The 20,848-nt window shown below is 65.4% G+C and carries 24 protein-coding genes; 12 read left to right on the top strand and 12 right to left on the bottom strand.

Translation table 11 applies throughout. The annotated features are described in order from the left end of the window. Window positions 1-16: 16 nt before the first annotated feature. From IVB41_RS07190 to IVB41_RS07180, 3 genes are all read right to left on the bottom strand, one after another. A complete protein-coding gene (locus tag IVB41_RS07190; RefSeq protein ID WP_247428414.1) occupies window positions 17-2,065 on the bottom strand; it encodes an elongation factor G in 2,049 nt (682 codons plus the stop codon). A 152-nt stretch (window positions 2,066-2,217) separates the two neighbouring features. Further along, window positions 2,218-2,697, bottom strand: coding sequence for a DUF992 domain-containing protein (locus IVB41_RS07185; RefSeq protein WP_027565351.1), 480 nt, complete (start codon window positions 2,695-2,697; stop codon window positions 2,218-2,220). Window positions 2,698-2,857: 160 nt separating this feature from the next. Further along, window positions 2,858-4,060 carry a pyridoxal phosphate-dependent aminotransferase gene (locus IVB41_RS07180; protein ID WP_007596745.1) on the bottom strand — a complete coding sequence of 401 codons (1,203 nt, stop codon included), beginning with the start codon at window positions 4,058-4,060 and terminating at the stop codon, window positions 2,858-2,860. A 611-nt stretch (window positions 4,061-4,671) separates the two neighbouring features. Between IVB41_RS07180 and IVB41_RS07175 the strand changes: the two genes are divergently transcribed. From IVB41_RS07175 to IVB41_RS07150, 6 genes are all read left to right on the top strand, one after another. After that, window positions 4,672-5,322 (top strand): glutathione S-transferase family protein, encoded by a 651-nt coding sequence (locus tag IVB41_RS07175; RefSeq protein WP_007596746.1) that lies wholly within the window; start codon window positions 4,672-4,674, stop codon window positions 5,320-5,322. 156 nt (window positions 5,323-5,478) lie between these two features. Beyond that, window positions 5,479-5,655, top strand: a complete 177-nt coding sequence (locus IVB41_RS07170; RefSeq protein WP_007614766.1) for a hypothetical protein — start codon at window positions 5,479-5,481, stop codon at window positions 5,653-5,655. A 37-nt stretch (window positions 5,656-5,692) separates the two neighbouring features. Further along, entirely contained in the window at window positions 5,693-5,887 is a 195-nt protein-coding gene (locus IVB41_RS07165) for a hypothetical protein (RefSeq protein WP_155809328.1), read from the top strand. A gap of 129 nt (window positions 5,888-6,016) precedes the next feature. Next, on the top strand, window positions 6,017-6,829 hold the full coding sequence (locus IVB41_RS07160; RefSeq protein ID WP_247403820.1) for a PAS-domain containing protein: 813 nt from the start codon (window positions 6,017-6,019) through the stop codon (window positions 6,827-6,829). 66 nt (window positions 6,830-6,895) lie between these two features. Then, complete coding sequence (locus tag IVB41_RS07155; protein WP_247282546.1) at window positions 6,896-7,351, top strand: GNAT family N-acetyltransferase; 456 nt, start codon at window positions 6,896-6,898, stop codon at window positions 7,349-7,351. 275 nt (window positions 7,352-7,626) lie between these two features. Further along, a complete protein-coding gene (locus IVB41_RS07150) occupies window positions 7,627-8,568 on the top strand; it encodes an aldo/keto reductase (protein WP_247428411.1) in 942 nt (313 codons plus the stop codon). An 18-nt stretch (window positions 8,569-8,586) separates the two neighbouring features. On the opposite strand, the gene IVB41_RS07145 is transcribed toward IVB41_RS07150, so the two are convergent. The 3 genes from IVB41_RS07145 to IVB41_RS07135 all read right to left on the bottom strand — a co-directional run bounded on the left by IVB41_RS07145 (window position 8,587) and on the right by IVB41_RS07135 (window position 11,797). Continuing rightward, window positions 8,587-8,910: an antibiotic biosynthesis monooxygenase gene (locus IVB41_RS07145; protein WP_247428406.1), complete on the bottom strand. Its 324-nt coding sequence runs from the start codon at window positions 8,908-8,910 to the stop codon at window positions 8,587-8,589. A gap of 77 nt (window positions 8,911-8,987) precedes the next feature. Beyond that, a complete protein-coding gene (locus tag IVB41_RS07140; RefSeq protein ID WP_247429095.1) occupies window positions 8,988-10,205 on the bottom strand; it encodes a DUF1501 domain-containing protein in 1,218 nt (405 codons plus the stop codon). A gap of 2 nt (window positions 10,206-10,207) precedes the next feature. Further along, a complete protein-coding gene (locus IVB41_RS07135) occupies window positions 10,208-11,797 on the bottom strand; it encodes a DUF1800 family protein (protein WP_247428403.1) in 1,590 nt (529 codons plus the stop codon). A gap of 114 nt (window positions 11,798-11,911) precedes the next feature. On the opposite strand from IVB41_RS07135, the gene IVB41_RS07130 reads away from it, so the two are divergent. Then, window positions 11,912-12,124 carry a cysteine-rich CWC family protein gene (locus IVB41_RS07130; protein WP_247428400.1) on the top strand — a complete coding sequence of 71 codons (213 nt, stop codon included), beginning with the start codon at window positions 11,912-11,914 and terminating at the stop codon, window positions 12,122-12,124. 15 nt (window positions 12,125-12,139) lie between these two features. Here the strand turns inward: IVB41_RS07130 and IVB41_RS07125 are convergent, their stop codons facing one another. The 3 genes from IVB41_RS07125 to IVB41_RS07115 all read right to left on the bottom strand — a co-directional run bounded on the left by IVB41_RS07125 (window position 12,140) and on the right by IVB41_RS07115 (window position 13,961). Further along, complete coding sequence (locus IVB41_RS07125; RefSeq protein ID WP_247428395.1) at window positions 12,140-12,838, bottom strand: glutathione S-transferase family protein; 699 nt, start codon at window positions 12,836-12,838, stop codon at window positions 12,140-12,142. A gap of 116 nt (window positions 12,839-12,954) precedes the next feature. Further along, a complete protein-coding gene (locus tag IVB41_RS07120; RefSeq protein WP_247428392.1) occupies window positions 12,955-13,185 on the bottom strand; it encodes a hypothetical protein in 231 nt (76 codons plus the stop codon). Further along, window positions 13,182-13,961 (bottom strand): sulfite exporter TauE/SafE family protein, encoded by a 780-nt coding sequence (locus IVB41_RS07115; protein ID WP_247403845.1) that lies wholly within the window; start codon window positions 13,959-13,961, stop codon window positions 13,182-13,184. Before IVB41_RS07115 ends, IVB41_RS07120 begins: the two co-directional genes overlap by 4 nt. Before the next feature lie 125 nt (window positions 13,962-14,086). Here IVB41_RS07115 and IVB41_RS07110 point away from each other — a divergent pair, with 125 nt between their 5' ends. From IVB41_RS07110 to uvrB, 4 genes are all read left to right on the top strand, one after another. Further along, the gene (locus IVB41_RS07110) at window positions 14,087-15,004 is read left to right on the top strand and encodes a LysR substrate-binding domain-containing protein (RefSeq protein WP_247282556.1); all 918 of its coding nucleotides are present in this window, start codon (window positions 14,087-14,089) and stop codon (window positions 15,002-15,004) included. 124 nt (window positions 15,005-15,128) lie between these two features. Then, a complete protein-coding gene (locus IVB41_RS07105) occupies window positions 15,129-15,356 on the top strand; it encodes a hypothetical protein (protein WP_007614796.1) in 228 nt (75 codons plus the stop codon). A 58-nt stretch (window positions 15,357-15,414) separates the two neighbouring features. Continuing rightward, window positions 15,415-15,645 (top strand): hypothetical protein, encoded by a 231-nt coding sequence (locus IVB41_RS07100; RefSeq protein ID WP_247428389.1) that lies wholly within the window; start codon window positions 15,415-15,417, stop codon window positions 15,643-15,645. A gap of 107 nt (window positions 15,646-15,752) precedes the next feature. Next, window positions 15,753-18,731, top strand: a complete 2,979-nt coding sequence (uvrB, locus tag IVB41_RS07095) for an excinuclease ABC subunit UvrB (protein ID WP_247428386.1) — start codon at window positions 15,753-15,755, stop codon at window positions 18,729-18,731. A 63-nt stretch (window positions 18,732-18,794) separates the two neighbouring features. Here uvrB and IVB41_RS07090 read toward each other — a convergent pair whose 3' ends face one another. From IVB41_RS07090 to IVB41_RS07080, 3 genes are all read right to left on the bottom strand, one after another. Next, the gene (locus tag IVB41_RS07090; RefSeq protein WP_027565363.1) at window positions 18,795-19,160 is read right to left on the bottom strand and encodes a hypothetical protein; all 366 of its coding nucleotides are present in this window, start codon (window positions 19,158-19,160) and stop codon (window positions 18,795-18,797) included. A 7-nt stretch (window positions 19,161-19,167) separates the two neighbouring features. Further along, window positions 19,168-19,554, bottom strand: coding sequence for a hypothetical protein (locus IVB41_RS07085; RefSeq protein WP_247428382.1), 387 nt, complete (start codon window positions 19,552-19,554; stop codon window positions 19,168-19,170). 120 nt (window positions 19,555-19,674) lie between these two features. Beyond that, window positions 19,675-19,917, bottom strand: coding sequence for a hypothetical protein (locus IVB41_RS07080; protein ID WP_247357983.1), 243 nt, complete (start codon window positions 19,915-19,917; stop codon window positions 19,675-19,677). 262 nt (window positions 19,918-20,179) lie between these two features. On the opposite strand from IVB41_RS07080, the gene IVB41_RS07075 reads away from it, so the two are divergent. After that, the gene (locus IVB41_RS07075) at window positions 20,180-20,632 is read left to right on the top strand and encodes a nuclear transport factor 2 family protein (RefSeq protein ID WP_247428377.1); all 453 of its coding nucleotides are present in this window, start codon (window positions 20,180-20,182) and stop codon (window positions 20,630-20,632) included. The last annotated feature ends 216 nt before the right edge of the window (window positions 20,633-20,848 follow it).

Genomic DNA, 20,848 nt, shown 5'->3' with positions numbered 1-20,848 from the left:
CACTGCGAGAGGCAGCTCACGCCGCGTGCTGATGCGCAGCGATGATCTGGTCGGCGGCGCGCCCCGTGACTTCGGCCATGTGGTCGAACTGGCGGGTGAAGCTGCCGGCGCCTGCCGTGGCCGAGCGCAGCTCGACGATCAACTCGCCGATCTCGGCTTCCGGCATCATGGCGCGGACGCAGTCCCATCCGCTCCAGCCGTCGCGGGTGTCGAAGCCGAGGATCTGGCCGCGACGCGCCGACAGGATCGCGTTGATCTTGGCGGTGGCGTCGGTCGGGCAGACGATCTCGACCACGTGGATCGGCTCCAGCAGCACCGACTGGCATTGCGGCAGGCCTTCATTGAGCCCGACCCGCGCCGCCGTGCGAAAGGCGAGGTCGGAGGAATCGACGCTGTGATAGGAGCCGTCGGTCAGCGTCACCTGCAAATCGGTGACCGGGAAACCGAGCGGGCCACGCGCAAGCCCGTCGACGACGCCCTCTTCCACCGCGCCGATATAGTTGCGGGGCACCGCACCGCCGACCACCTTCTCGGCGAACCTGAAGCCCTCGCCGCGCGGCAGCGGCCGGATGTCGAGCACGACATCGCCGAACTGGCCATGGCCGCCTGACTGCTTCTTGTGGCGGCCGCGCTGGACGATCGGCTTGCGGATGGTTTCCTGATAGCCGATCGCGGGCGGATGCGAGGCGACCTTGACGCCGAAACGGTCGCGCAGCCGCTCGCTCGCGACGCGCAGATGCATCTCGCCCTGCCCCCACAGCACGGTGTCGTGGGTTTGCGCGTTCATCACGAAGACGAGCGACGGATCCTCCTCGTGCAGCCGCATCAGCGCCTGGCCGAGCTTGACGTCGTCCTTGCGGTCGGTGGCCGCAACCGAGATCGCGAGCACCGGCGGAGTGGGCTCGCTGGCGGCGAGCGCTGTCGGCTGAGTCTTGCCGTTCGAGACCGTGTCGCCGGTCTTGATCGGGTCGAGCTTGGCGAGCGCCACCGTGTCGCCGGCTTCCGCCGCGGCACGCTTGGTGTCGTAGGCTCCGGTGACGGCGAGGATGCCGGAGATGCGGCTGGCTCCGCCGGAGGAGGATTGCAGGGTGGCACCGTCGTCGAGGTGGCCGGCGAGCATCCGTGTCAGCGACAGCTTTCCGCCGTGCTGCGAGTGCAGCGTCTTGAAGACGAAGCCGAGGGCGTCCCTGGTCTCGGGAACGCCGAGTCGTTTTGCGGTCTCCGCGATACCTGGCGCCTCGTGGCGCAACGCTTTCATCAAGCGCAGCACGCCGTTTTCGCGGGCGGCGGCGCCCAGCAGCACGGGGCAGATCAGCCCGTCGCGCAATTCGCGGGCGAGATCGTCGAACACGGCATCGCGCGGCGGCTGGATGTCCTCGAGCAGTTGCTCCATCAGCGCATCGTCGTGATCGGCGAGCTTCTCCAGCATCGAGAAGCGGGCCTCCTTCTCGCGATCGAGATCGCCGCCTTGAAGCGCGACCACTTCGGAGGCCTTGTGCTCGCGGTAAATGAACGCGCGCTCCAGCGCGAGATCGACGAAGCCCTCGATCAGCTCGTCCTTCCAGATCGGGATCTGGCGCAGCACAAGCGGCACGCGAGAGGCGGGCTGGAGCATCTCGAGCGTCTCGCGGATGCGCTTGTTGGCGCGGTCGATCTTGTTGAGGAACAGGAAACGCGGGATCTTCAGCTCCTCCAGCTCGCGCAGGATGATCTGAAGCTGCGGCAGCTTCTTCTCGTCGGCTTCGCAGACCACGATTGCGGCATCGACCGCGGGCAGCGCGGCGCGCATGTCGTGGGCAAATTCGACGGAACCGGGACAATCGAGGAAGGTGTAGCTGTCGCCCATGAAACTCGTGGTGACGGCAGTCAACCCGACGGTCATCTTGTGATGACGGGCCTCTGGCGTGGCGTCGCCGACGGAGGTTCCGGCATCGACGCTGCCGGCGCGAGGGATTGCGCCGGTTCGTGCCATGATCGCTTCGAGAAGTGTGGTTTTACCGCTTTGGAAAGGGCCCACCAGCGCGATGCACCGTGGACCTCGGGGACTTCTGACGTCTTGTCCCATTCGCCGCCTCCTTGGTGTGGAGCTCGGCCCATGATTGGGTCGGCAAACGCTGATGCTCTGCCCGTCCCCGAGATTTGGCAAGCATCAAACGTCGCTGCGGTGCGTCGTCGCGGGAATCGCGCCGGAGCAACGCGATTCACACACGGGAGTTGTTAACGGCCCGGGCGGAGTTCCAGGCTCTCGAGGCCGGCGGCGACGTTGAGGCCGACCTGGCCCTGCACGCTGAGCGGCTGGAGCGCGATCGAATTGTTGGAGCCGCCGACGAGCACGTTGCCGCCGAGGCCGACACCGACCGAGGCGCTGCCCTGCGCACCGGCGTAGTTGCCGGCGAGGTCGCCCGGGCCGAGCCGGTTCACCGGCGCGAACACGCCCCACGCCAAAGCCGTCTCCTGGGTGATGCCGATATCCAGACCGACCTTGCGGATGGTCGCGACGTAACGGTCGTCCGGCAAACCATCGACCCGCAGCACGCAACCGAGATGGGTCACCGATCCCACGATGAAGCCCACGCTGGCGCCGCCGCGGCATTCGAGCACGCCCACCTGCACCATCCGCGATTGCGCGCTGGCGCCCGCAACCGAGGCAACGAGGCTCGCAACGGCAAGCCCGGCGAGGAGGAGTGAACGGCGCATGAAAATCTCCGGCGATGAATGCGATGCGAGCATGGGGGCGCGGCACACGCCGCGCGATGGTCTATGCCACAACAGTTCCGGTGGCGCCAGATCGCGCAGACTTGAAAGAAAAAGGGCCCGCATTGCGCGGGCCCTTTGATGTTACTTCATGTCTGCGAGTTCAGCGCAGATTGCCGCAGAAGCGCTGGATGCGCTTGCAGGCGTCTTCGAGGTCCGAGGTCTTGGTTGCGTAGGAGATGCGGAACGCGGGTCCAAGGCCGAAGGCCGAACCCTGCACCACGGCGACGCCTTCGGTCTCGAGCAGCTCGGTCACGAACGTCTCGTCATTGTCGATCACCTTGCCCGACGGCGCGGTCTTGCCGATGGTGCCGGCGCAGGACGGATAGACGTAGAAGGCACCCTCGGGACGCGGGCACTCGATGCCCTTGGCCTGGTTGAGCATGGAGACGACGAGGTCGCGGCGCTCCTTGAAGACCTTGTTGTTGGCGGGGATGAAGTCCTGCGGACCGTTCAGCGCCTCAACCGCGGCCCATTGCGCAATCGACGACGGGTTCGAGGTCGACTGCGACTGGATCGTCGACATCGCCTTGATCAGCTGCGCCGGGCCGCCGGCATAGCCGATACGCCAGCCGGTCATGCAATAGGCCTTCGACACGCCGTTCACGGTAAGCGTGCGGTCGTAGAGTTTCGGCTCGACCTGCGCGACCGTGGTGAACTGGAAGTCGTCATAGACGAGATGCTCATACATGTCGTCGGTCATCACCCAGACGTGCGGATGCTTGACCAGCACGTCGGTGAGCGCCTTGAGCTCGGTCCTGGTGTAGGCAGCTCCCGTCGGATTCGACGGCGAGCACAGGATCACCCATTTGGTCTTCGGCGTGATCGCGCGCTCGAGCGCCTCGGCCTGGAGCTTGAAGCCGGTCGCGGCGGTGCAGACCACCGGCACCGGCTCGCCACCGGCCAGCGCCACCATCTCGGGATAGCTGACCCAGTACGGCGCGGGGATGATCACCTCGTCGCCCGGATTGATGGTTGCCATCAGCGCGTTGTAGAGCACCTGCTTGCCGCCGGTGCCGACGATGATCTGGTTCGCCTTGTAGACGACGCCGTTCTCGCGCTGAAACTTGGCGATGATGGCTTCCTTCAACTCGGGAATGCCGTCGACCGCGGTGTACTTGGTCTTGCCCGCTTCGATGGCGTGGATCGCGGCCAGCTTGATGTTGGCGGGCGTGTCGAAGTCGGGCTCGCCGGCACCTAAGCCGATGACGTTGCGGCCCGCCGCTTTCAGCGCACGTGCTTTATCCGTGACCGCGATGGTCGCGGACGGCTTCACACGGTCGAGCGCAGCGGCAAGGAAGGACATCGTCATCTCCTGACAAGCGTCGTGAACCCTTTGGCTTCACGACTCCGATTGTGGGAATGAGCCACCCTAAAACGAGTGCCGTTGCACCGCAAGAAACTTCGGTCCGATCCCGCAAAAGTTTACGTGTCTGGCGCGCATCAAGCCGTGATTTCCCGCAATTTTCCGCAACTTTGCCAGGCAAATCCCACATATCCGACAAGGCGTGTCCTCGGAGCAATTTTGGCGGGTTGATCGCCGCGAAATCCAGACCGTCGTCATGCCCGGGCTTGTCCCGCCTGCGCGGCAAAAGCCGCTTCGGCGCGGCGAAGGCCCGGCATCCGTTCTTCTGCTGCGTAGCTCAGACGTGGATGGCCGGGTCAAGCCCGGCCACGACGAAACGCGAGCGCTTGCGCTACACCAATGCAGGCGCCTTGCATCCCGCGTGGTGACGCAAGCGTGAACTGAGTTGGATGGTCGCACGGAAATGATCTTCCGCCGCATTGCAATGCGGTAGGGTTTTCGAGTTTTTCTATTGGCCGGGTCTTGCGGCGGATTCGCATCGGCATCATTGTTTAGCCGCGTTGCGAGGCAACAAGCGCCGCGCCCTCCCGTCTTCCGGAATCATCCTCAGAATGTACAAGCTCTATTCGATGCAGCGCTCGGGCAACAGCTACAAGGTCCGCCTTGCGCTGGCGCTGCTGAACTTGCCTTACGAAGCGGTCGAGGTGGACATTCTGCGCGGCGAGAGCCGCACCCCGGATTTCCTGGCCAAGAACCCATCCGGTCAGGTGCCGCTGCTCGAGGTCGGCGACGATCGCTATCTCGCCGAGTCCAACGCCATTCTCTGGTACGTCGCCGTCGGCACGCCGCTCGCGCCGGAGAACCGCATCGATCGCGCCGACGCGCTGCAATGGATGTTCTTCGAGCAGCACGCGCTGGAGCCGAACATCGGCGCGGCCTATTTCTGGCTGTCGCTGGTAAGGGGCGGCCGCGACCTGCAGACTCATTCGCTGGAGGACTGGATGGAGCGCGGCTATGGCGCGCTCCAGGTGATGGAGAATCACCTCAAGACCAACGCCTATTTTGCGGCCCGCCAGCTCACGGTCGCCGACATCGCGCTGTACGGCTATACCCACCTCGCCGACCGCTGCGACTTCGACCTCTCGACCTTCCCGGCGATCCGGGACTGGCTCAAGCGCGTGGAAGCGGCGCCCGGCTTCGTCGCAATGGACTGGCGGCCGGCCGACATCGAGGACCCCGCCAGCATCGCCGCTGGCGCCTGAGGGGGCGATCGCGCTCTGGCGAATAGCGGGCATAAGGATCACCATTGCCGCAATCTCGCCATTTTCGCTTGATCAGCCGCCGCAATATTGCCGATTGCAACAGTGAAATTGTTCGATGTCGCGGGTGATTCGCTCGCGCGTTGAAGGATTTAGACCATGATTCGGGCGTCCGGCACGGCAGGCTTTCAGGGCCCACCCGCTACCGTTTCGTCTTCCCGGCTGACCAACGCGGTCGCGGCCTCGCTCGCCGTCGCCGCGCTCTCGCTGTGCCTGATCGTCACCCTGACGGTGCTGTCGACCAAGGCGACCATGGCGATGGGCCTGCCGGTCTGATTCCCGCTTCACCCTGGACCCGCCTTCAAGGCACCGCGTGGCCCGCACCGACCGGCATCGCGACAGGATTTCGATGAAATCACCTGTGGTCATCGTTGCAATCACCCTGACCGCGGCCATCCTCGTCGCGGCATCGCTGTTGATCTTCGTCGGCACACGCAAGGGCCAAGGGACGTCGACGCTGAATGCGCCCGCGCTGCAACAACGTCTCAGGCACGCGCATTTGGTCTAAAATCATCCGAAAGCTTTGCGCGTGAGCCAAAGCGCACCTTAAGCACACCGCGCGAAACCGCATCGCAATGGCGCAATGTTCGGTCAGTGTTGCCGCCTTACCTCGTTCAGGAAGGAGCGAGACAGGCCCATGCGGTTGGGATGGCGTGCGATCTCCGGTCCGGCGCTGACGGCAGCGACTTTGCTGCTGGCGATGTTTTTCGATCGCTTCGTCCCCATTCCCTCGCCCGCGCCGCTGCTCGTCTGCATCGTGGCGCTCGCCGGCGCGCTCTCGGGTCCCGCTTCCGCCGTCGCCAGCGCAGCTATCGCCGTCATCGGCGCGGCACTGCTGCTCCTCAGCCAGCACGGCGTTTCAGGCCTGACCACGGCGGATATGATCCGGCTCGGCCTCCTGGCGGCGGCCGCCGCGGGCACCGCAGGCATCACCGGCCTGATGCGCCAGCGGCTGCTCGGCACGTTTGCCGCCGAGCGTCGGAGCCACGCCATCGCCGCGCGGCTGTCGGCCGCGCTCGACCAAGTCGATATCGGCATCGTGCTGCTCGACGCCGAGACGCGCGCCGAATTCATCAACCGCGCGTTCCGCCATTATTTTGCGGTGCCGGACGACATCGCCGACGGCAAGCCGCCGTTCATCGCGCTGATGTATCACGGCCGCGACACCGGCGCGTTCGAATTGCCCGAGGACGAGCTCGGCACCTTCATCGCACAGCGCATGGAGATGGTGCGGATCGGCGATGCCACGCCGATCAACATCGCCTTGCGCAATGGCGAGGTGTTGCGCTTCGTCTGTGCCGCGCTGCCCGATGGCGGGCGCATGCTGAGCTACACGCCCGTGACCGACCTCGTGCGCCACACCGATGCGCCGTCCCGCGCCGACTACTACCGCTCACTGCGCGATCCCGCAGGCCGCAAGCTGATCCGTTATCTGCGCGTCGCGGAGTGATGCGCGATTGATCGGCACGCCCCTCATCACGTATGAAGGACGCCTCATCGATTGCGGTAATTTCATATGTCGCTCACCATTCGCCCCGTCACCAGGCAGGATTACGATCAATGGCTGCCGCTGTGGGACGGCTACAACGCCTTCTACGGCCGCTCCGGCCCGACCGCGCTCTCGCCCGAAATCACGCGCGTGACATGGCAGCGCTTTTTCGATGCCTATGAGCCGGTGCACGGATTGGTCGCCGAGAGCGATGGCCGCCTGCTCGGGATGACGAATTACCTGTTTCACCGCAGCACCACCGCGATCGAGCCGTCCTGCTATCTGCAGGACCTGTTCACGACCGAGGACGCACGCGGCAAAGGTGTCGGCTCGGCGCTGATCCACGGCGTCTACGAGCGCGCGAAGCTCGCAGGCTCCCCGCGCGTGTACTGGCAAACGCATGAGACCAACGTCACGGCGCAGGGTCTGTACGACAAGGTCGCCGAGCGTTCCGGGTTCATCGTCTATCGCAAGATCTTCTGATCGTCGCGACGCGGGGCCTGTGGATAACTTTGCCTGTCACCCGCGCGTAACATAGCGGGACTAGGCTGCAGCTGCGTCTGGTCAGCCCCCCGTCACCGATCAAGCGCCCCAAAGCGGTCCCCGTCAGTCGCCGCGTCTGACAGGGGCCGCATTTTTTTGTCGGCAGTCGTTGTCCGCAGTTCCTTGTCAGCATGGCAGCAACGCGGCGCGCGGCTTGCTGCAGCGGCGCGCCGCGGTCACAATACGCCCCTGCCTATCTCCGACAGGGATCTCCCATGGAAATTCGTAACCTCGGCGCCTCCGGCCTGCGCGTGTCTGCGGTCGGGCTCGGCTGCAACAATTTCGGCCAGCGCACGGATTTGGAGACCTCGCGCAAGGTGATCCATCGCGCGCTCGATCTCGGCATCACGCTGTTCGACACTGCCGACATCTATGCCGGCATGGGCGGTTCGGAAACGGTGCTCGGCACCGTGCTCGGCGACCGCCGCAAGGACATCGTGCTCGCCACCAAATATTCCAAGCCGATGGCGACCGACGGGACCAAGCAGGGCGCTTCGCGCCGCTACATCATGAACGCAGTCGAGGCGAGCCTGACGCGGCTCAAGACCGACTACATCGATCTTTATCAGCAGCACGATTACGACCCGCTGACGCCGATGGAGGAGACGCTGCGCGCGCTCGACGATCTCATCCGTCAGGGCAAGGTGCGCTACATCGGCAATTCCAACTTTCCGGCCTGGCGCATGGCGGAAGCCGAATTCACCGCGCGCGCGATGAATGTCAGCCGCTTCGTGTCCTGCCAGGATGAATACAGCCTGCTGGTGCGCGACATCGAAAAAGACCTGCTGCCGGCCGCACAAGAGTACAAGCTCGGCCTCCTGCCGTTCTTCCCGCTCGCAAGCGGGCTCCTCACCGGCAAGTACCAGCGCGGCGCGGCCGCCCCGACCGATACGCGCTTCGGCAAGGTACCGGCGTTACGCGACCGCTACGTCACGCCACGCCACGAGGACATCGTCGAGAAGCTCATGGCCTTCGCGAAAGCGCGCGGCCACAGCATGCTCGAGCTCGCGTTCTCCTGGCTCGCCGCGCGCCCGCAAGTGTCGAGCGTGATTGCCGGCGCCACCCGCGTCGCGCAGGTCGAGGAGAACGTGAGGGCGATTGCGTGGAAGCTCAGTGCGGAGGAGATGGCGGAGATCGACAAGATCACGCTGGGCTGATCGTTGCGAAGTGGCGCGCTACTTGGCGCCATGTCCGACCGTCTGGATCACCTCGAAGCCCTCGAACTGGGGATGGCCGAGATAGGTCGGCTTGGTGTCGCCGGCCCGCGCATGCGCGGCACGAAAAGCATCCGATTTGGTCCAGGCTTCGAAGGCGGCATGGTTGGCCCACACCGTGTGCGAGGCGTACAGCGTGTGGTCCTCGAGCTCGGGCCCACGCAGCAGATGAAATTCGACGAAACCCTGTACCTTGTCCAAATGAGTGTCGCGCGAAAGCCAGACCTGCTCGAAGGCGGCCTCGGAGCCCTTGACGACGCGGAAGCGGTTCATGGCGATGTACATGGGGATGGTCTCCTGATGTTCGGCTGATCATGTCGTCATTCCGGGACGCGCCGCAAGGCGCGAGCCCGGAATGGCAGTCAGGTAACCAGCCCCTTCATCGGACGTGCGCTTGCGCTATCCGGAAACACCGTCTCGGCGAGCACGCGATCCGACAGGCCGAACTGGCCCTGCAGCACGCCCTTGATCACCGAGCGCAGATCGGTGGTGGGCTTGAGGTCGCGGGCCTCAAAGAGGTTGGCGGGCTTGAGGCCGGGCCAGTCGGCAATGACGCGGCCGCCCTTCACCGCGCCGCCGGCGAGCAGCGCGATCGTTCCCGTGCCGTGATCGGTGCCATCGGTGCCGTTGATGCGCGCGGTGCGGCCGAATTCAGTGGCGACCACCACGGCGGTGTCGCGCCAGCGTTCCCCTAAGCCGGCTTCGAATTCGGCGAGCGCACCGTCGAGCCCGCCGAGCAGGAAGGCGAGGCGACCGATCGGCCCGCCTTCATTGGCGTGCGTGTCCCAGCCGTCGAAAGCGAGCGCTGCGATGCGCGGGCCGTCGTCGGACGCCATCAGTTTTGCGGCGCCGCGCGCGACCTGCCGCATCTGAGCGACCGCATTGCCGGGCTTCGGCTTCATGTCGTCGCCGCTTGCGGCCTTTTCCAGCGCAAGGCCCTGCGACAGCACGGCCGCCAGCGCGGGATCGCGATGACGGTAGAGCTCGACCAGGCGCATCGCGGTGTCGTCATCGGCTTGCGGCAGCGCCACCGGCGCCCAGCCGACGGTCGGCGCATTGCCGCGCAGCACCAGCGGCGTGGTCGGGCCGACGGCAAGAGCACTCGACACCCGCTCGCCGCGCGGCAGCGCCTCCAGCGCGCGGTTGAGCCAGCCGGATTGCACGCGACCGGGACCGGCATAGCCGCTTTCGAGCACGTCCTGGCCATCGAAATGCGAGCGGTCGCGATAGGGCGTCGCCACCGCGTGGATCACCGCGGCGTGCGTGGCGCGATACATGCGTGCGAACTCGGGCATCGCCGGATGCAGCGCGAAGAACGTATCAAGCATGATCGCGGGATGGGCACCGTCCACCGTCAGCGCGATCGCCCCGTGCAAGCCGGCATAATCGGGATCGCCGACCGGCGCGACGGTCGAAAGCCCGTCAAGCGCGCCGCGCAGGATCACCACGATCAGCCGGGGATCCCGACCGTCCGTCGCGCGGGCGAATTTCGGCAAATAAGCCCACGCCGCAAAAGAGGCACCGCCGAGCAGGAGGACGCGGCGCGAGGTGAGGAGCCGGTTCTCGACGCAGTCGATCATCATCATCTCCTCTGCATTTCCGGCGACATCAACAGCAGCGCCAGCGCCTGCTGCCGCGACTCCGCCCGCTCGATGGTGCGGCGCGTTTCGATCGAGGCCGCATCTGCGGCCGCAAATTCCAACAAATCGAGCGGATCGATGTTGGGTCCAAGCCGCGCGCCCATTTGCGCGGCAATGTCGAGCCGGAGCTTGATGCCTTCGGGCGCCGCCCACGCGGCGCTGGTATCGGCGAAACCATTCGGGCCGGCCGGCGACCACAGCGGTTGGCCCAGCAGATTGAGGTTGTTGAGATAGGCGCCGGGATCCTCCGGCACGCGCGCGAGCAGCCGGCCGCTCGCGACCAGGAAATCATAGGGACTCCGCATCTTCGTCAGCGGCGCCTTCCACGCCTCGTCGGAATCGACCAGTGCGGTTGCGAGCGCCTTGAGATCCCCGTCGGTCTTGATAAAGACATCGCGCAATCGCGCCACCAGCGCCGGCAGCGGATCGTCGGCGACGAAATGGCGAACGAATTTGGTGGCGATGAAATTCGCGGTCGAGGAATGGCGTGCGATGTCCGCAAGCGCGGCTTCGCCCTGCGCAAGGCCGGTCGGCTCGTAGGTCTTGCCGAGCAGCATTTGCGGCCCGGGCTGGTGCGCATTGACGTTGAACACGAACGAACCGGGCACCCCCAGCTGTCCCTGCCGGCCGGCAAAGGTCCAGCCGGTGATGATGCGCGCGAGCGAGGTGACGTCGTCCTGCGTGTAGCCGCCGCCGACGCCGAGCGTATGCAGCTCCATGATCTCGCGCGCGAGATTTTCGTTGAGCCCGCGCTTGCGGTTCTGGCCCGCGCGCGAGTCCGGTCCGAGCGATTGCTGGTTGTCGAGGAAGAACAGCATCGCCGGATGCTGCTCTACCGCCTTCAGCATGTCGGCGAAACGCCCGAGCACATGCGGCCTGATCGCCTCGCGCTCGAACGCGCCGGCCCATATCCGTGCCAGCTCGCCTTTGCTGGCGGAGATGCAGAAATGGTTGGACCAGAACACGACCAGACGTTCGGTGAAGCCGCATTCGACCAGGGTCGCGCGCTGCAACCGCGCCAACGCTTCGGCGCGAAAGGTCTTCTGGATGACGTTGAGCGGCTGCGGGGCGGGTTTTGCGGCAGCCGGCGCGGCCGCGTTGGGCTGCATGCTGTCCGGCTTGGCCATATTGTCCGCCGGCTTGTTATCAATCGGCTTATTTTCAGTAGGCTTGGACTCAGCCATCTGGCCGGCGATCTCGGTTGCCACGGCGTTCAGCGAGAGATTGCGGCGCGGTCCGAGCTTCTGATCGACCGGCGCTTGCGACGGCGCCTCGGCCGGCGCGCCGGCTTTGGCGGCGGCCTCGCGCGCCTGCTTGACCTGGTCCTGATAGGCGAACACGGCCTGCCCGAGCTGCGGCGTGGATTGCAGGCCCGGCGCCTCCAGCAGCACCGCGTTGGGGCGGGCGAGTTCCGCCTTCACAAAACCGCGAGGATCGGAGGCCGCGTTGATGAGATCGCCGGATGCACCACCACGGGCGCCGAAGCCGAAACGGTTGAGCGCGACGAGCGCGGCTTGCGAATCGCGGGCCATCGATGTGTCCTTCGCGCGTTGCCAACCGCTTTCCTGATACGTGCGCGAGGCCTAATATACCGCAGCGGGAGATGAACCCGGCATGAAAATGACAGCCCGGCTTTTGCGCAAATCATGACAAATCCGCAAGACATTCCAGTGCAGGAAGCGCGCCGCCTCGCCTGCTCCCGCTGCGGCACCGAGTTCGGCTGCGACCTCTCGGGCGCCTGCTGGTGCGCGGAAGAAACGGCGCGGCTGCCGATGCCGGTCAAGGGCGAGGATTGTTTGTGCCGGGCGTGCCTGCGCGAGGCGGCGGCGATTCATAGCCCGGATGGAGCGAAAGCGTAATCCGGGCTACGAAGCTTACACCCCGTGCCCCGGTGACTTCCGGGCCATGCCGTCGAACGCATCCAGCAGCTTTTCGCGCCAGGCGTAGACCGGGTCGTCCGCCTCGAGCAGCTTGAACGGGCTCGTCACGCGCGCCCACTGAAAACCGCCGAACACGATGTAGTCGGCATAGTTCGGTGCGGCGCCGCCGATGAAGGGCTGCTTCTTCAGGGTCTGCCGCATCACCTCGAGCGATTTGCGGAAGGCGACCACGCCGGCATCGCGGCTGGCCATGATCTCTTCAAGCGTCTTGCCGCCGAAACGCGCCTCGCGCGACTGGCGGAAATAGGCGGCGTCCACCTCGTCCAGATTCTTCGGGATGTCGGCGATGATCAGCGGAAAGATGCCGCCGACGATGGCGATGTCGCCCCAGGCGTTGAGCATGCGCGCCATGGCGCCGCCACCCTCGCCGCCGAACAGCGACGGACGGTCCGGAAACTTGTCTTCGAGATAGGTCGCGATCGCCCAGGAATCGACTACCGGCTGGTCATGATGCAGCAGCACCGGCACCTTCTCCGAGCCGTGCGGCGCAATCGCGCTTTTCTCGGTGAAGCGCCAGGGCAGCGTTTCCGCCGAAAGGCCCTTGTGTGCCAGCGCCATCCGCGTGCGCCAGCAGAACGGGCTGAACGGTCGCGAGGCGTCGGTGCCGACGAGTTCGAACAATTTGAGCGACATAAAAAGGGTCTCCCGGTATTCCGTCGTTGCGAGCGAAGCGAAGCAATCCAGGACTGCCGCCGCGGAAACATTCTGGATTGCTTCGCTTGCGCTCGCAATGACGGATGTGGCGAGAGCTAGCGCCCGTTCGTGCGCAGCAGCTTCTCGCCGTCTTCCGTCACCGCGATGACCAGCCCCATTCCGGGGAGCGTCTCGCGCGCGACATAGCCGCGGTCGGCGGCGTCTTCCCAGATGGTGAGGCGCGGGCACGAGGTCTTCCAGGTCGCGACAACCTCGGCATGGGCGCGCGGCTCGCGCGCAACCCATTCGACGAAGTCCAGCACCAGCGGGTCGGCAGTCTCGCTCATTGCAAACCTCCCTTGTCGAAGGCCGCCAGCACGGGCGTGCGGACCAGCAGCCAGCTGCCATAGGCGACGTAGTAGCAGGCGATGGTGGTGATCAGCTTCATCGACCAGGCCACGAATTGCTGGTCGGTCATGGCTTCGAGGATGCGCCGCGCCAGCGTGGTGCCGAGCATGGATGCTGCGATCGCGACGGCCGCGAGCACGGGATCGAGCGTCGCGGCCTGGTCGATCACGCCGCCGAAATAGATCAGCTTGGTGAAATGGCTGACGAGCTGGCACATCGCCTTGGTCGCCACCTTCTCGCGCCGGCCGAAATCGCCGCCGAGGAAGAAGGTGTCGAGCAGCGGTCCCGACACGCCGGTCATCAGCATGAGGCCCATGCAGATCGTGCCGTAGACGGTGCCCTGCCAGAGACGGTCGGGATCCGGCTTGATGTTCGCGGGCAGCAGCCGCGCCATGAACGGGGTGATGCCGAGCAGCAGCAGCGCGACCGGCTTGTCGGGCACGTAGCGCGTGAGCGACCACGCCGCGAGCGCGACAGCCGCGCCGACCATGTAGTTCGCGACCGGCCGCCAGCGGATATGCGCGCGCCAGAGAAAGGCCCGCCAGCCGTTCGAGGCCATCTGCGTGATCGCATGCAACACCATGGCGGTCGGCAGCGGCATCAGGGCCAGCAGCACGCCGATCAGGATCAGCCCGCCCGCCATCCCGAACAGCCCCGACAGGAACGCGGTGCCGACCATCAGCAATCCAAGGGCAGCGATCATGATGGGCGTCACGTAAAAATCTCCGGTTGGCCTTCTCCCCGCTTGCGGCGCGAGCGAAGAGAAACGTGCCCCGCTTGCGCCGTCTACGCAAAATGAGTTATCTTGGCCTGGCATCAGCTTTCCTGAGGGTCGGTCATTTGCGACGCTTGCTGTTTCTCAACGGCATCAAGGCATTCGAAGCCGCGGCGCGGGCCGGCAGCTTTGCCGCGGCCGGCCTCGAGCTGAGCGTATCGGCAGCGGCGGTCAGCCGCATGGTGCACATCCTGGAAGAACGGCTCGGCGTCGCGCTGTTCGAGCGCAAGGCCAACAAGCTGCTTCTCACGCAGGCGGGCCGCGCCTATCAGAGCGGGCTGACCCCGATCTTCGACGCGCTCGCAAGCCTCACCGCCCAGGTGACGGCGCCCTCAAGCGTCCGCGTGCTCACCATTGGCATCGGCCACACCTTCGCGATGCGCTGGCTGATCCCGCGCCTGTCGGAGTTTCGCAACGAGGAGCCCGACATCGAGGTGCGCTTCACCACAGGCGGCGCGTCGGTGCCGTTCGGCGAAGACTGGAGCTGTGGCATCCAGCTCGGTACCGGCGACTGGCCCGGGCTAGTCGCCGAGCCGCTGTTCGCCGGCGACCTCACGCCGGTCTGCGTGCCTCGCCTGGCTTCCTCGCTGAAGCGCCCGGCCGATCTTAGGGGACCTAGCCTGATCCGCGTCGCGCATTCGCCCGAGGACTGGCCGATCTGGCTCAAGGCCGCGAACCTCGCGCGCATCAACGCGCGGGGGCCGGAGTTCCAGTTCTACGGCCAGGCGCTTCAGGCTGCCGCCGACGGGCTCGGTATCGCCATGGGCATCCGGCCCTATATCGACGACGATCTCGCCGCCGGCCGACTGGTCGCGCCATTCGACCTCTCCGTGCCCAAGGGCATGCGCTGGTACCTACTCTATCGCAGCTTCCAGACCGAGCAGCGCGACTTTGCCGCGTTCCGCCGCTGGATCATGCGCGCGGCGTCGGAACCCGCCGCCCGTCCGGTCCGGCGGACCGGCCGCACCAGCGCGCGGAACTGACGCTGCAGCCGCCCTTTGGGCAAAAAAGCCCGCCGCTTGTGAACGGCTTCACATCCTGAAATCCGCAAATGTGGTCCCCTGACCCTCCAACAAGGCGCTCGAACAAAACATTTTGGGGACTGCAATGACGACCCTCTACGACGGCTTTGACATCGAATCCTTCGAAGCGGGCAAGGGACTTTGGCACGCCCGGATCCGGCGTGCCGATTTCAGCCCGGTTGCCATCGACGGCGTGCTGTTTCCGGCCATGGAAGTCGGCTTCGCCTGGCCCGATCCCGATGCCGCGATTGCCCATGCCAAGCATCACATCGATCGATTCCGCCGGCGGGCCGACGACAGCGACGACGAATAGGCGAGCGGGACTGCAAGCGAACCAAGGAACGGCGCAGGGTCAAAGGGGGAAACCGGTCATGTCAGTCATCGAATTCGAAGACACGTCGCGGCCGAGGATTTACACCCGCAATGTGCTGTCCAGCTGCCCGGAATGCGACGGCGATCTCACGGTGCTCCGCGTGATCGGCGGCCGTGCCGGATGCGAGTATTGGGCCATGCGCTGCACCGATTGCGGCGGCATCCACCTCGACATCCTCGAGCCGCGTCAGGCGGCCGGGGACGACGAGGGGGCGTCGCCGGCGGCCTGATCGCAAGATCCGGCGATCCAATCCTGCTGCCAACCTGCTGTCAGCAGTCTGATCCGGGAAGGGCATTCGCTCTTTATTGCGAGGCGGACTCGCCCCATATTCGGAGCATGGCGAAGAAACCTGCATCCTCCGAAAAATCCGGGAAATCCCCCAAGACCAAGGCTCCGAACGCGAAGGCGCCCAATTCCAAGGCGTCTCGCCCCGACGTGCAGCCGATCGGGCCGGCGCTGGCCGAGTTGCTCAATCCCGCAATCAATCGCGGCGATGCCGGGCTCGGATCGGGCACCGGCCTGCAGCCGCCGCCGGACAATTCGCGCGACCGGCGCTCCGGGGGCGAGGCCGCCGCGCATCGCGCGCGCGCTTCGACGCCGAAGGAGTTTCCGCAGGACAATACGCGGCCGATGCCGCTGCGGCTCAATCCGCAGCCGCCCGGCGCCCGCGACGCGGGCTTCGACGAGGCACCGCAGGCCAATTACGGAACCGCGGCCACGATCCCGACGCTCGATCCGGAGCTGGCGCGTCAGCTCGGTCTTCCCACGGAAGAGGACGATGCCGAAGCCCTGGCGCGTCCGCCGCGCAGCAAGATGGAGGCGCTCGGCGTCAAGGCGACCGCCGACGCGCTGGAATCGCTGATCCGCGAGGGCCGGCCGGAGTTCCGCAAGGACGACGGCTCCACCAGGGTGTGGACTCCGCATCGGCCGCCGCGCCCGGAAAAGTCCGAAGGCGGCGTGCGATTCGAGATCAAGTCGCACTACGAGCCGCGCGGCGACCAGCCGACCGCGATCGCCGAGCTGGTCGAGGGCATCAATCGCAATGACCGCTCTCAGGTGCTGCTCGGCGTCACCGGCTCCGGCAAGACCTACACCATGGCCAAGGTGATCGAGGCCACGCAGCGCCCCGCCATCATCCTGGCGCCGAACAAGACGCTCGCCGCCCAGCTCTACGGCGAGTTCAAGAGCTTCTTCCCCGACAACGCGGTCGAGTATTTCGTCAGCTACTACGACTACTACCAGCCGGAAGCGTATGTCCCTCGCACCGACACCTACATAGAAAAGGACTCCTCGATCAACGAGCAGATCGACCGCATGCGCCACTCGGCGACGCGCGCGCTGCTCGAACGCGACGACGTCATCATCGTCGCCTCGGTGTCCTGCATCTACGGTATCGGCTCGGTCGAAACCTACACCGCGATGACCTTTGCCCTGAAGAAGGGCGAGCGCATCGACCAGCGCCAGCTCATCGCCGACCTCGTCGCGCTGCAATACAAGCGCACCCAGGCCGATTTTACCCGCGGCACATTTCGCGTGCGCGGCGATGTCATCGACATCTTTCCGGCGCACTATGAAGACCGCGCCTGGCGCGTGAACCTGTTCGGCGACACCGTCGAGACCATCGAGGAGTTCGACCCGCTCACCGGCCACAAGCAGGACGAGCTCGAATTCATCAAGATCTACGCCAACTCGCACTATGTGACGCCGCGCCCGACGCTGGTGCAGGCGATCAAGTCGATCAAATCCGAATTGAAGATGCGGCTGGACCAGCTCCACGACCAGGGCCGCCTGCTAGAGGCCCAGCGGCTGGAGCAGCGCACCACCTTCGACCTCGAGATGATGGAGGCGACAGGAAGCTGCGCCGGCATCGAGAACTATTCGCGCTATCTGACCGGGCGCCTGCCCGGCGAGCCGCCGCCGACGCTGTTCGAATACGTGCCCGACAACGCGCTGGTGTTCGCCGACGAGAGCCACGTCACCGTTCCCCAGATCGGCGGCATGTTCCGCGGCGACTTCCGCCGCAAGGCGACGCTCGCCGAATACGGCTTCCGGCTGCCCTCCTGCATGGACAACCGCCCGCTACGCTTCGAGGAATGGGACATGATGCGGCCGCAGACGGTCGCGGTCTCGGCCACGCCCAGCGCCTGGGAGATCAACGAGAGCGGCGGCGTGTTCGTCGAGCAGGTGATCCGCCCCACCGGACTGATTGATCCCCCGGTCAACATCCGTCCGGCCCGCACCCAGGTCGACGATCTCGTCGGCGAGGTCCGCGCCACGGCCCAGGCCGGCTATCGCTCGCTGATCACGGTGCTGACCAAACGCATGGCGGAGGACCTCACCGAATATCTGCACGAGCAGGGCATTCGCGTCCGCTACATGCACAGCGATATCGACACCATCGAGCGCATCGAGATCATACGCGATCTGCGCCTCGGCGCGTTCGATGCGCTGGTCGGCATCAATTTGCTGCGCGAAGGCCTCGACATTCCCGAATGCGCGCTGGTCGCGATCCTCGATGCCGACAAGGAAGGCTTCCTGCGCAGCGAGACCTCGCTGATCCAGACCATCGGCCGCGCCGCGCGCAACGTCGACGGCAAGGTGATCCTCTATGCCGACCAGATGACGGGATCGATGGAGCGCGCCATCGCCGAAACTGACCGGCGCCGCGAGAAGCAGGTCGAGTACAACACGGCGCATGGCATCACGCCGGAGAGCATCAAGAAGTCGATCGGCGACATCATGAACAGCGTCTACGAGCGCGATCATGTGCTGGTCGAGATCGGCGGCCATGACATGACCGACGACGTCATCTCGATCGGCCACAATTTCGAGGCCGTGCTCGGCGATCTCGAAACGAGAATGCGCGAGGCCGCCGCCGATTTGAACTTCGAGGAAGCCGCGCGCCTGCGGGACGAGGTCAAGCGCCTGCGCGCCACCGAGCTCGCGGTGGTCGACGATCCCACCGTCAAGCAGCGCACGGTGCAGGGCAAGGCCGGCGCCTATGCGGGAGCAAAGAAATACGGCGACGCCGCCAATTTGCCGGTCAGCGCCATGAAGAAAAAGACCGTGAGCTCCGCGCTGAAGGCGAGCGGCGGCGGCAGCGGCTCGAAGGTGCACAAGCCGCATCTCGACGAGATGCACGGCCCGGAATCCCTGCCCTTTCGCGCCGACCGCGCGCTGCCCTCAAAGCCGTTCGGCGGCGAGAGCCGGATCATCCAACCGACGGATTCAAAGCAGTCGGGGCCGGAGTTCGGGCCATCGCCGCGGTCGAGCGGAGGGGCGCCGGGGCATAGAGGTGGGTGGAAGAAGAGGTAGGGGTGCAGAGCGCCGGCGCCGCCGATGGTTGTTCATGGCGGCGAGAATGATGAGAACGCGAGCTCACCCCACGCTTGCCGCCAGCAGCGACAACAGCAGCACTGAGGCCACCAATTGCATCGACGTCGCGGGCTTGGCGCGCCAGCGGGCGATCTTGTCGGAGAAGGACAGGCTGGCGTCGAAGAACAGCGGTTCGTAGGCGTTCTTTGCAAATCCCGGGAATGTCGATCCTGCCCAGATGGAGAGGAAGCTGTAGAAGATCGTCGCCATGGTGATGGTGAGCATGGGATTGCCGCCATGATGGTTGCCCAGGAGCTTCACCATCAGGGACGCCGCGGCAAAGATTGGAAATCCCTGCAGGATCGCGGTGAGCGCAAAGCCTTCGAGCCAGTTGAGCGGGCCCGATTTCGACGCGGTAATGAAGGGCATTATGCGATCACCCCACGCTCGCCGTCACCACGGCCATCACGGACAGCAGCAGCACGATGGTCATGAGTTGCAACGAGGCGACCGGTTGGGTTCGCCATGCCGTGATCTTGTCGGTGAGCGACAGATGGGCCTCGAAGAACTTTGGTTCGTAGACGGTCTTGAAGAAGGTCGGGAAGCTCGGCCCGAAGCTCACCGCAAGCAGCGCATGGGCGAGCGAAGCGATGGCGACGAAGATGGCGACGCCGGGATCGCCGACCAGGTCGTGATTGCCGACCAGCTTGAGCAGGAAGGCGGCGGCGGCGAAGGTCGGGAAGCTCTGCAGCGTCGCGGTCAGCGCGAGGCCTTCGAGCGCGTTATGCAGGCTGGACTTTCTGACTCTGGCGATGGCGGCCATGGCACGTCTCCCTGAGGACATGCGGATGAATCTAGCCGCCATCAGGAGGGCCTGATGTGAGATGCGTCACGCCCATTTCCTCTGCGGGAACAAGGCGCGCGCGCCCCGAATGACCAGCGATTACAGCTTGCCCTGCCCGTTCACCTGGCTCTGCTGTTGCTGCCGCCTCTCCTGCTCTTGCTGCTCCTTGGCATGGTGGCGGCCGTAGAGGCAGCCGGCGGCGGCGCCGAGGACGCCGTGATGGCCGGCATAGTGGCCGGCGACACCGCCGACGACGGCGCCCTTGATGCAGCCCTTGGCGTTGGCGGCGGAAGTCGCGCCACAGATGAGAAGTACGGCTGCGATGGCGGCGAGGGATTTCATGGATCGATGTCTCCGGATGCGGTGTTGCGACCTCAACGGGCATGGGCCCGTCCCGGTTCCGCGTTCGCTTCCTGCGTCCACCCCAGCCACGCGAATTCGTGCAGGCGCCCGGTCGCTCAATCCTTAATTGCAGCCATGAACCTGGCATTGCGCTTGCGCGTCATATGGTCTGCAATATCCCCTGTGGTTTTGCGGATTGCCGGTATCCGAGGCCGCGCGTTAGCTCGGCGCAAGCTCCACACGGCCAATGAGGACGGGCGGAATGACGGTCGAGAAGCTCAATCGCCAGCGTGTGCTGCATCTGCTCGACGCGATCGCGCGCAGCGATCTCGAGGCGGCGCTGTCGTGCTGCACCGACGACGTCGACTTCCTCACCCACGCGCCGATCGACGTGCTGCCCCACATGGGCCCCTGCCACGGCAAGCAGGAGCTCGGCGAATTCTGGCGCACCGTGCAGGAGCGATACGCCGAGGTCCGCTACGAGGTGCCGCAGATCATCGCCGAAGGCGACGCGGTCGCGGCCTATCTGCGCGTGTTCTTCAGGAAGCGCAGCAACGACCGCGTCATTCAGGTCGACATGGCCATATTCTACACTTTCCGCAACGGCCAGGTGGCGCAGATCCGCGAGATCATCGATTCCTACGACTTGGTGCAGCAGGTGCTGGAACGTGAGATCGGCCCGCTGATCGTGGGCGAGCGGGTGGACGGGGCTTAGCTCTCTCCAAACCGGCCCGGACCGGGAAAATACGGGGTTCTATTGTAAATCTCACACGCCGCGATCAATTGTGCATTGCGAAAACGTGAATTGCGTTTTGGCCGAATTGGCGTATTTTGTTCGTATACAAATGAGTTGAGCGACCCCGCGGCACCTATCCTGTGCGCTTGGGGTTGTTTTTCGTTTTTTCGCAAGCCAGCTTCAGGACTGCCCAAA

It is taken from the genome of Bradyrhizobium sp. 44 (assembly GCF_023073095.1).
Taxonomy (GTDB): domain Bacteria; phylum Pseudomonadota; class Alphaproteobacteria; order Rhizobiales; family Xanthobacteraceae; genus Bradyrhizobium.
This window is presented reverse-complemented; position numbering and strand designations above follow the sequence as displayed.

What these genes read in the sequence shown, in the direction of transcription:
- IVB41_RS07130 (WP_247428400.1), top strand. Translation starts at nt 11,912, where the DNA reads ATGACAAATCCGCAAGACATTCCAGTGCAGGAAGCGCGCCGCCTCGCC.
- IVB41_RS07140 (WP_247429095.1), bottom strand. Translation starts at nt 10,205, where the DNA reads ATGATCGACTGCGTCGAGAACCGGCTCCTCACCTCGCGCCGCGTCCTC.
- IVB41_RS07190 (WP_247428414.1), bottom strand. Translation starts at nt 2,065, where the DNA reads ATGGGACAAGACGTCAGAAGTCCCCGAGGTCCACGGTGCATCGCGCTG.
- IVB41_RS07170 (WP_007614766.1), top strand. Translation starts at nt 5,479, where the DNA reads ATGATTCGGGCGTCCGGCACGGCAGGCTTTCAGGGCCCACCCGCTACC.
- IVB41_RS07090 (WP_027565363.1), bottom strand. Translation starts at nt 19,160, where the DNA reads ATGCCCTTCATTACCGCGTCGAAATCGGGCCCGCTCAACTGGCTCGAA.
- IVB41_RS07120 (WP_247428392.1), bottom strand. Translation starts at nt 13,185, where the DNA reads ATGAGCGAGACTGCCGACCCGCTGGTGCTGGACTTCGTCGAATGGGTT.
- IVB41_RS07150 (WP_247428411.1), top strand. Translation starts at nt 7,627, where the DNA reads ATGGAAATTCGTAACCTCGGCGCCTCCGGCCTGCGCGTGTCTGCGGTC.
- IVB41_RS07185 (WP_027565351.1), bottom strand. Translation starts at nt 2,697, where the DNA reads ATGCGCCGTTCACTCCTCCTCGCCGGGCTTGCCGTTGCGAGCCTCGTT.
- IVB41_RS07175 (WP_007596746.1), top strand. Translation starts at nt 4,672, where the DNA reads ATGTACAAGCTCTATTCGATGCAGCGCTCGGGCAACAGCTACAAGGTC.
- IVB41_RS07075 (WP_247428377.1), top strand. Translation starts at nt 20,180, where the DNA reads ATGACGGTCGAGAAGCTCAATCGCCAGCGTGTGCTGCATCTGCTCGAC.
- IVB41_RS07085 (WP_247428382.1), bottom strand. Translation starts at nt 19,554, where the DNA reads ATGGCCGCCATCGCCAGAGTCAGAAAGTCCAGCCTGCATAACGCGCTC.
- IVB41_RS07080 (WP_247357983.1), bottom strand. Translation starts at nt 19,917, where the DNA reads ATGAAATCCCTCGCCGCCATCGCAGCCGTACTTCTCATCTGTGGCGCG.
- IVB41_RS07145 (WP_247428406.1), bottom strand. Translation starts at nt 8,910, where the DNA reads ATGTACATCGCCATGAACCGCTTCCGCGTCGTCAAGGGCTCCGAGGCC.
- IVB41_RS07125 (WP_247428395.1), bottom strand. Translation starts at nt 12,838, where the DNA reads ATGTCGCTCAAATTGTTCGAACTCGTCGGCACCGACGCCTCGCGACCG.
- IVB41_RS07180 (WP_007596745.1), bottom strand. Translation starts at nt 4,060, where the DNA reads ATGTCCTTCCTTGCCGCTGCGCTCGACCGTGTGAAGCCGTCCGCGACC.
- IVB41_RS07160 (WP_247403820.1), top strand. Translation starts at nt 6,017, where the DNA reads ATGCGGTTGGGATGGCGTGCGATCTCCGGTCCGGCGCTGACGGCAGCG.
- IVB41_RS07135 (WP_247428403.1), bottom strand. Translation starts at nt 11,797, where the DNA reads ATGGCCCGCGATTCGCAAGCCGCGCTCGTCGCGCTCAACCGTTTCGGC.
- IVB41_RS07105 (WP_007614796.1), top strand. Translation starts at nt 15,129, where the DNA reads ATGACGACCCTCTACGACGGCTTTGACATCGAATCCTTCGAAGCGGGC.
- IVB41_RS07155 (WP_247282546.1), top strand. Translation starts at nt 6,896, where the DNA reads ATGTCGCTCACCATTCGCCCCGTCACCAGGCAGGATTACGATCAATGG.
- uvrB (WP_247428386.1), top strand. Translation starts at nt 15,753, where the DNA reads ATGGCGAAGAAACCTGCATCCTCCGAAAAATCCGGGAAATCCCCCAAG.
- IVB41_RS07100 (WP_247428389.1), top strand. Translation starts at nt 15,415, where the DNA reads ATGTCAGTCATCGAATTCGAAGACACGTCGCGGCCGAGGATTTACACC.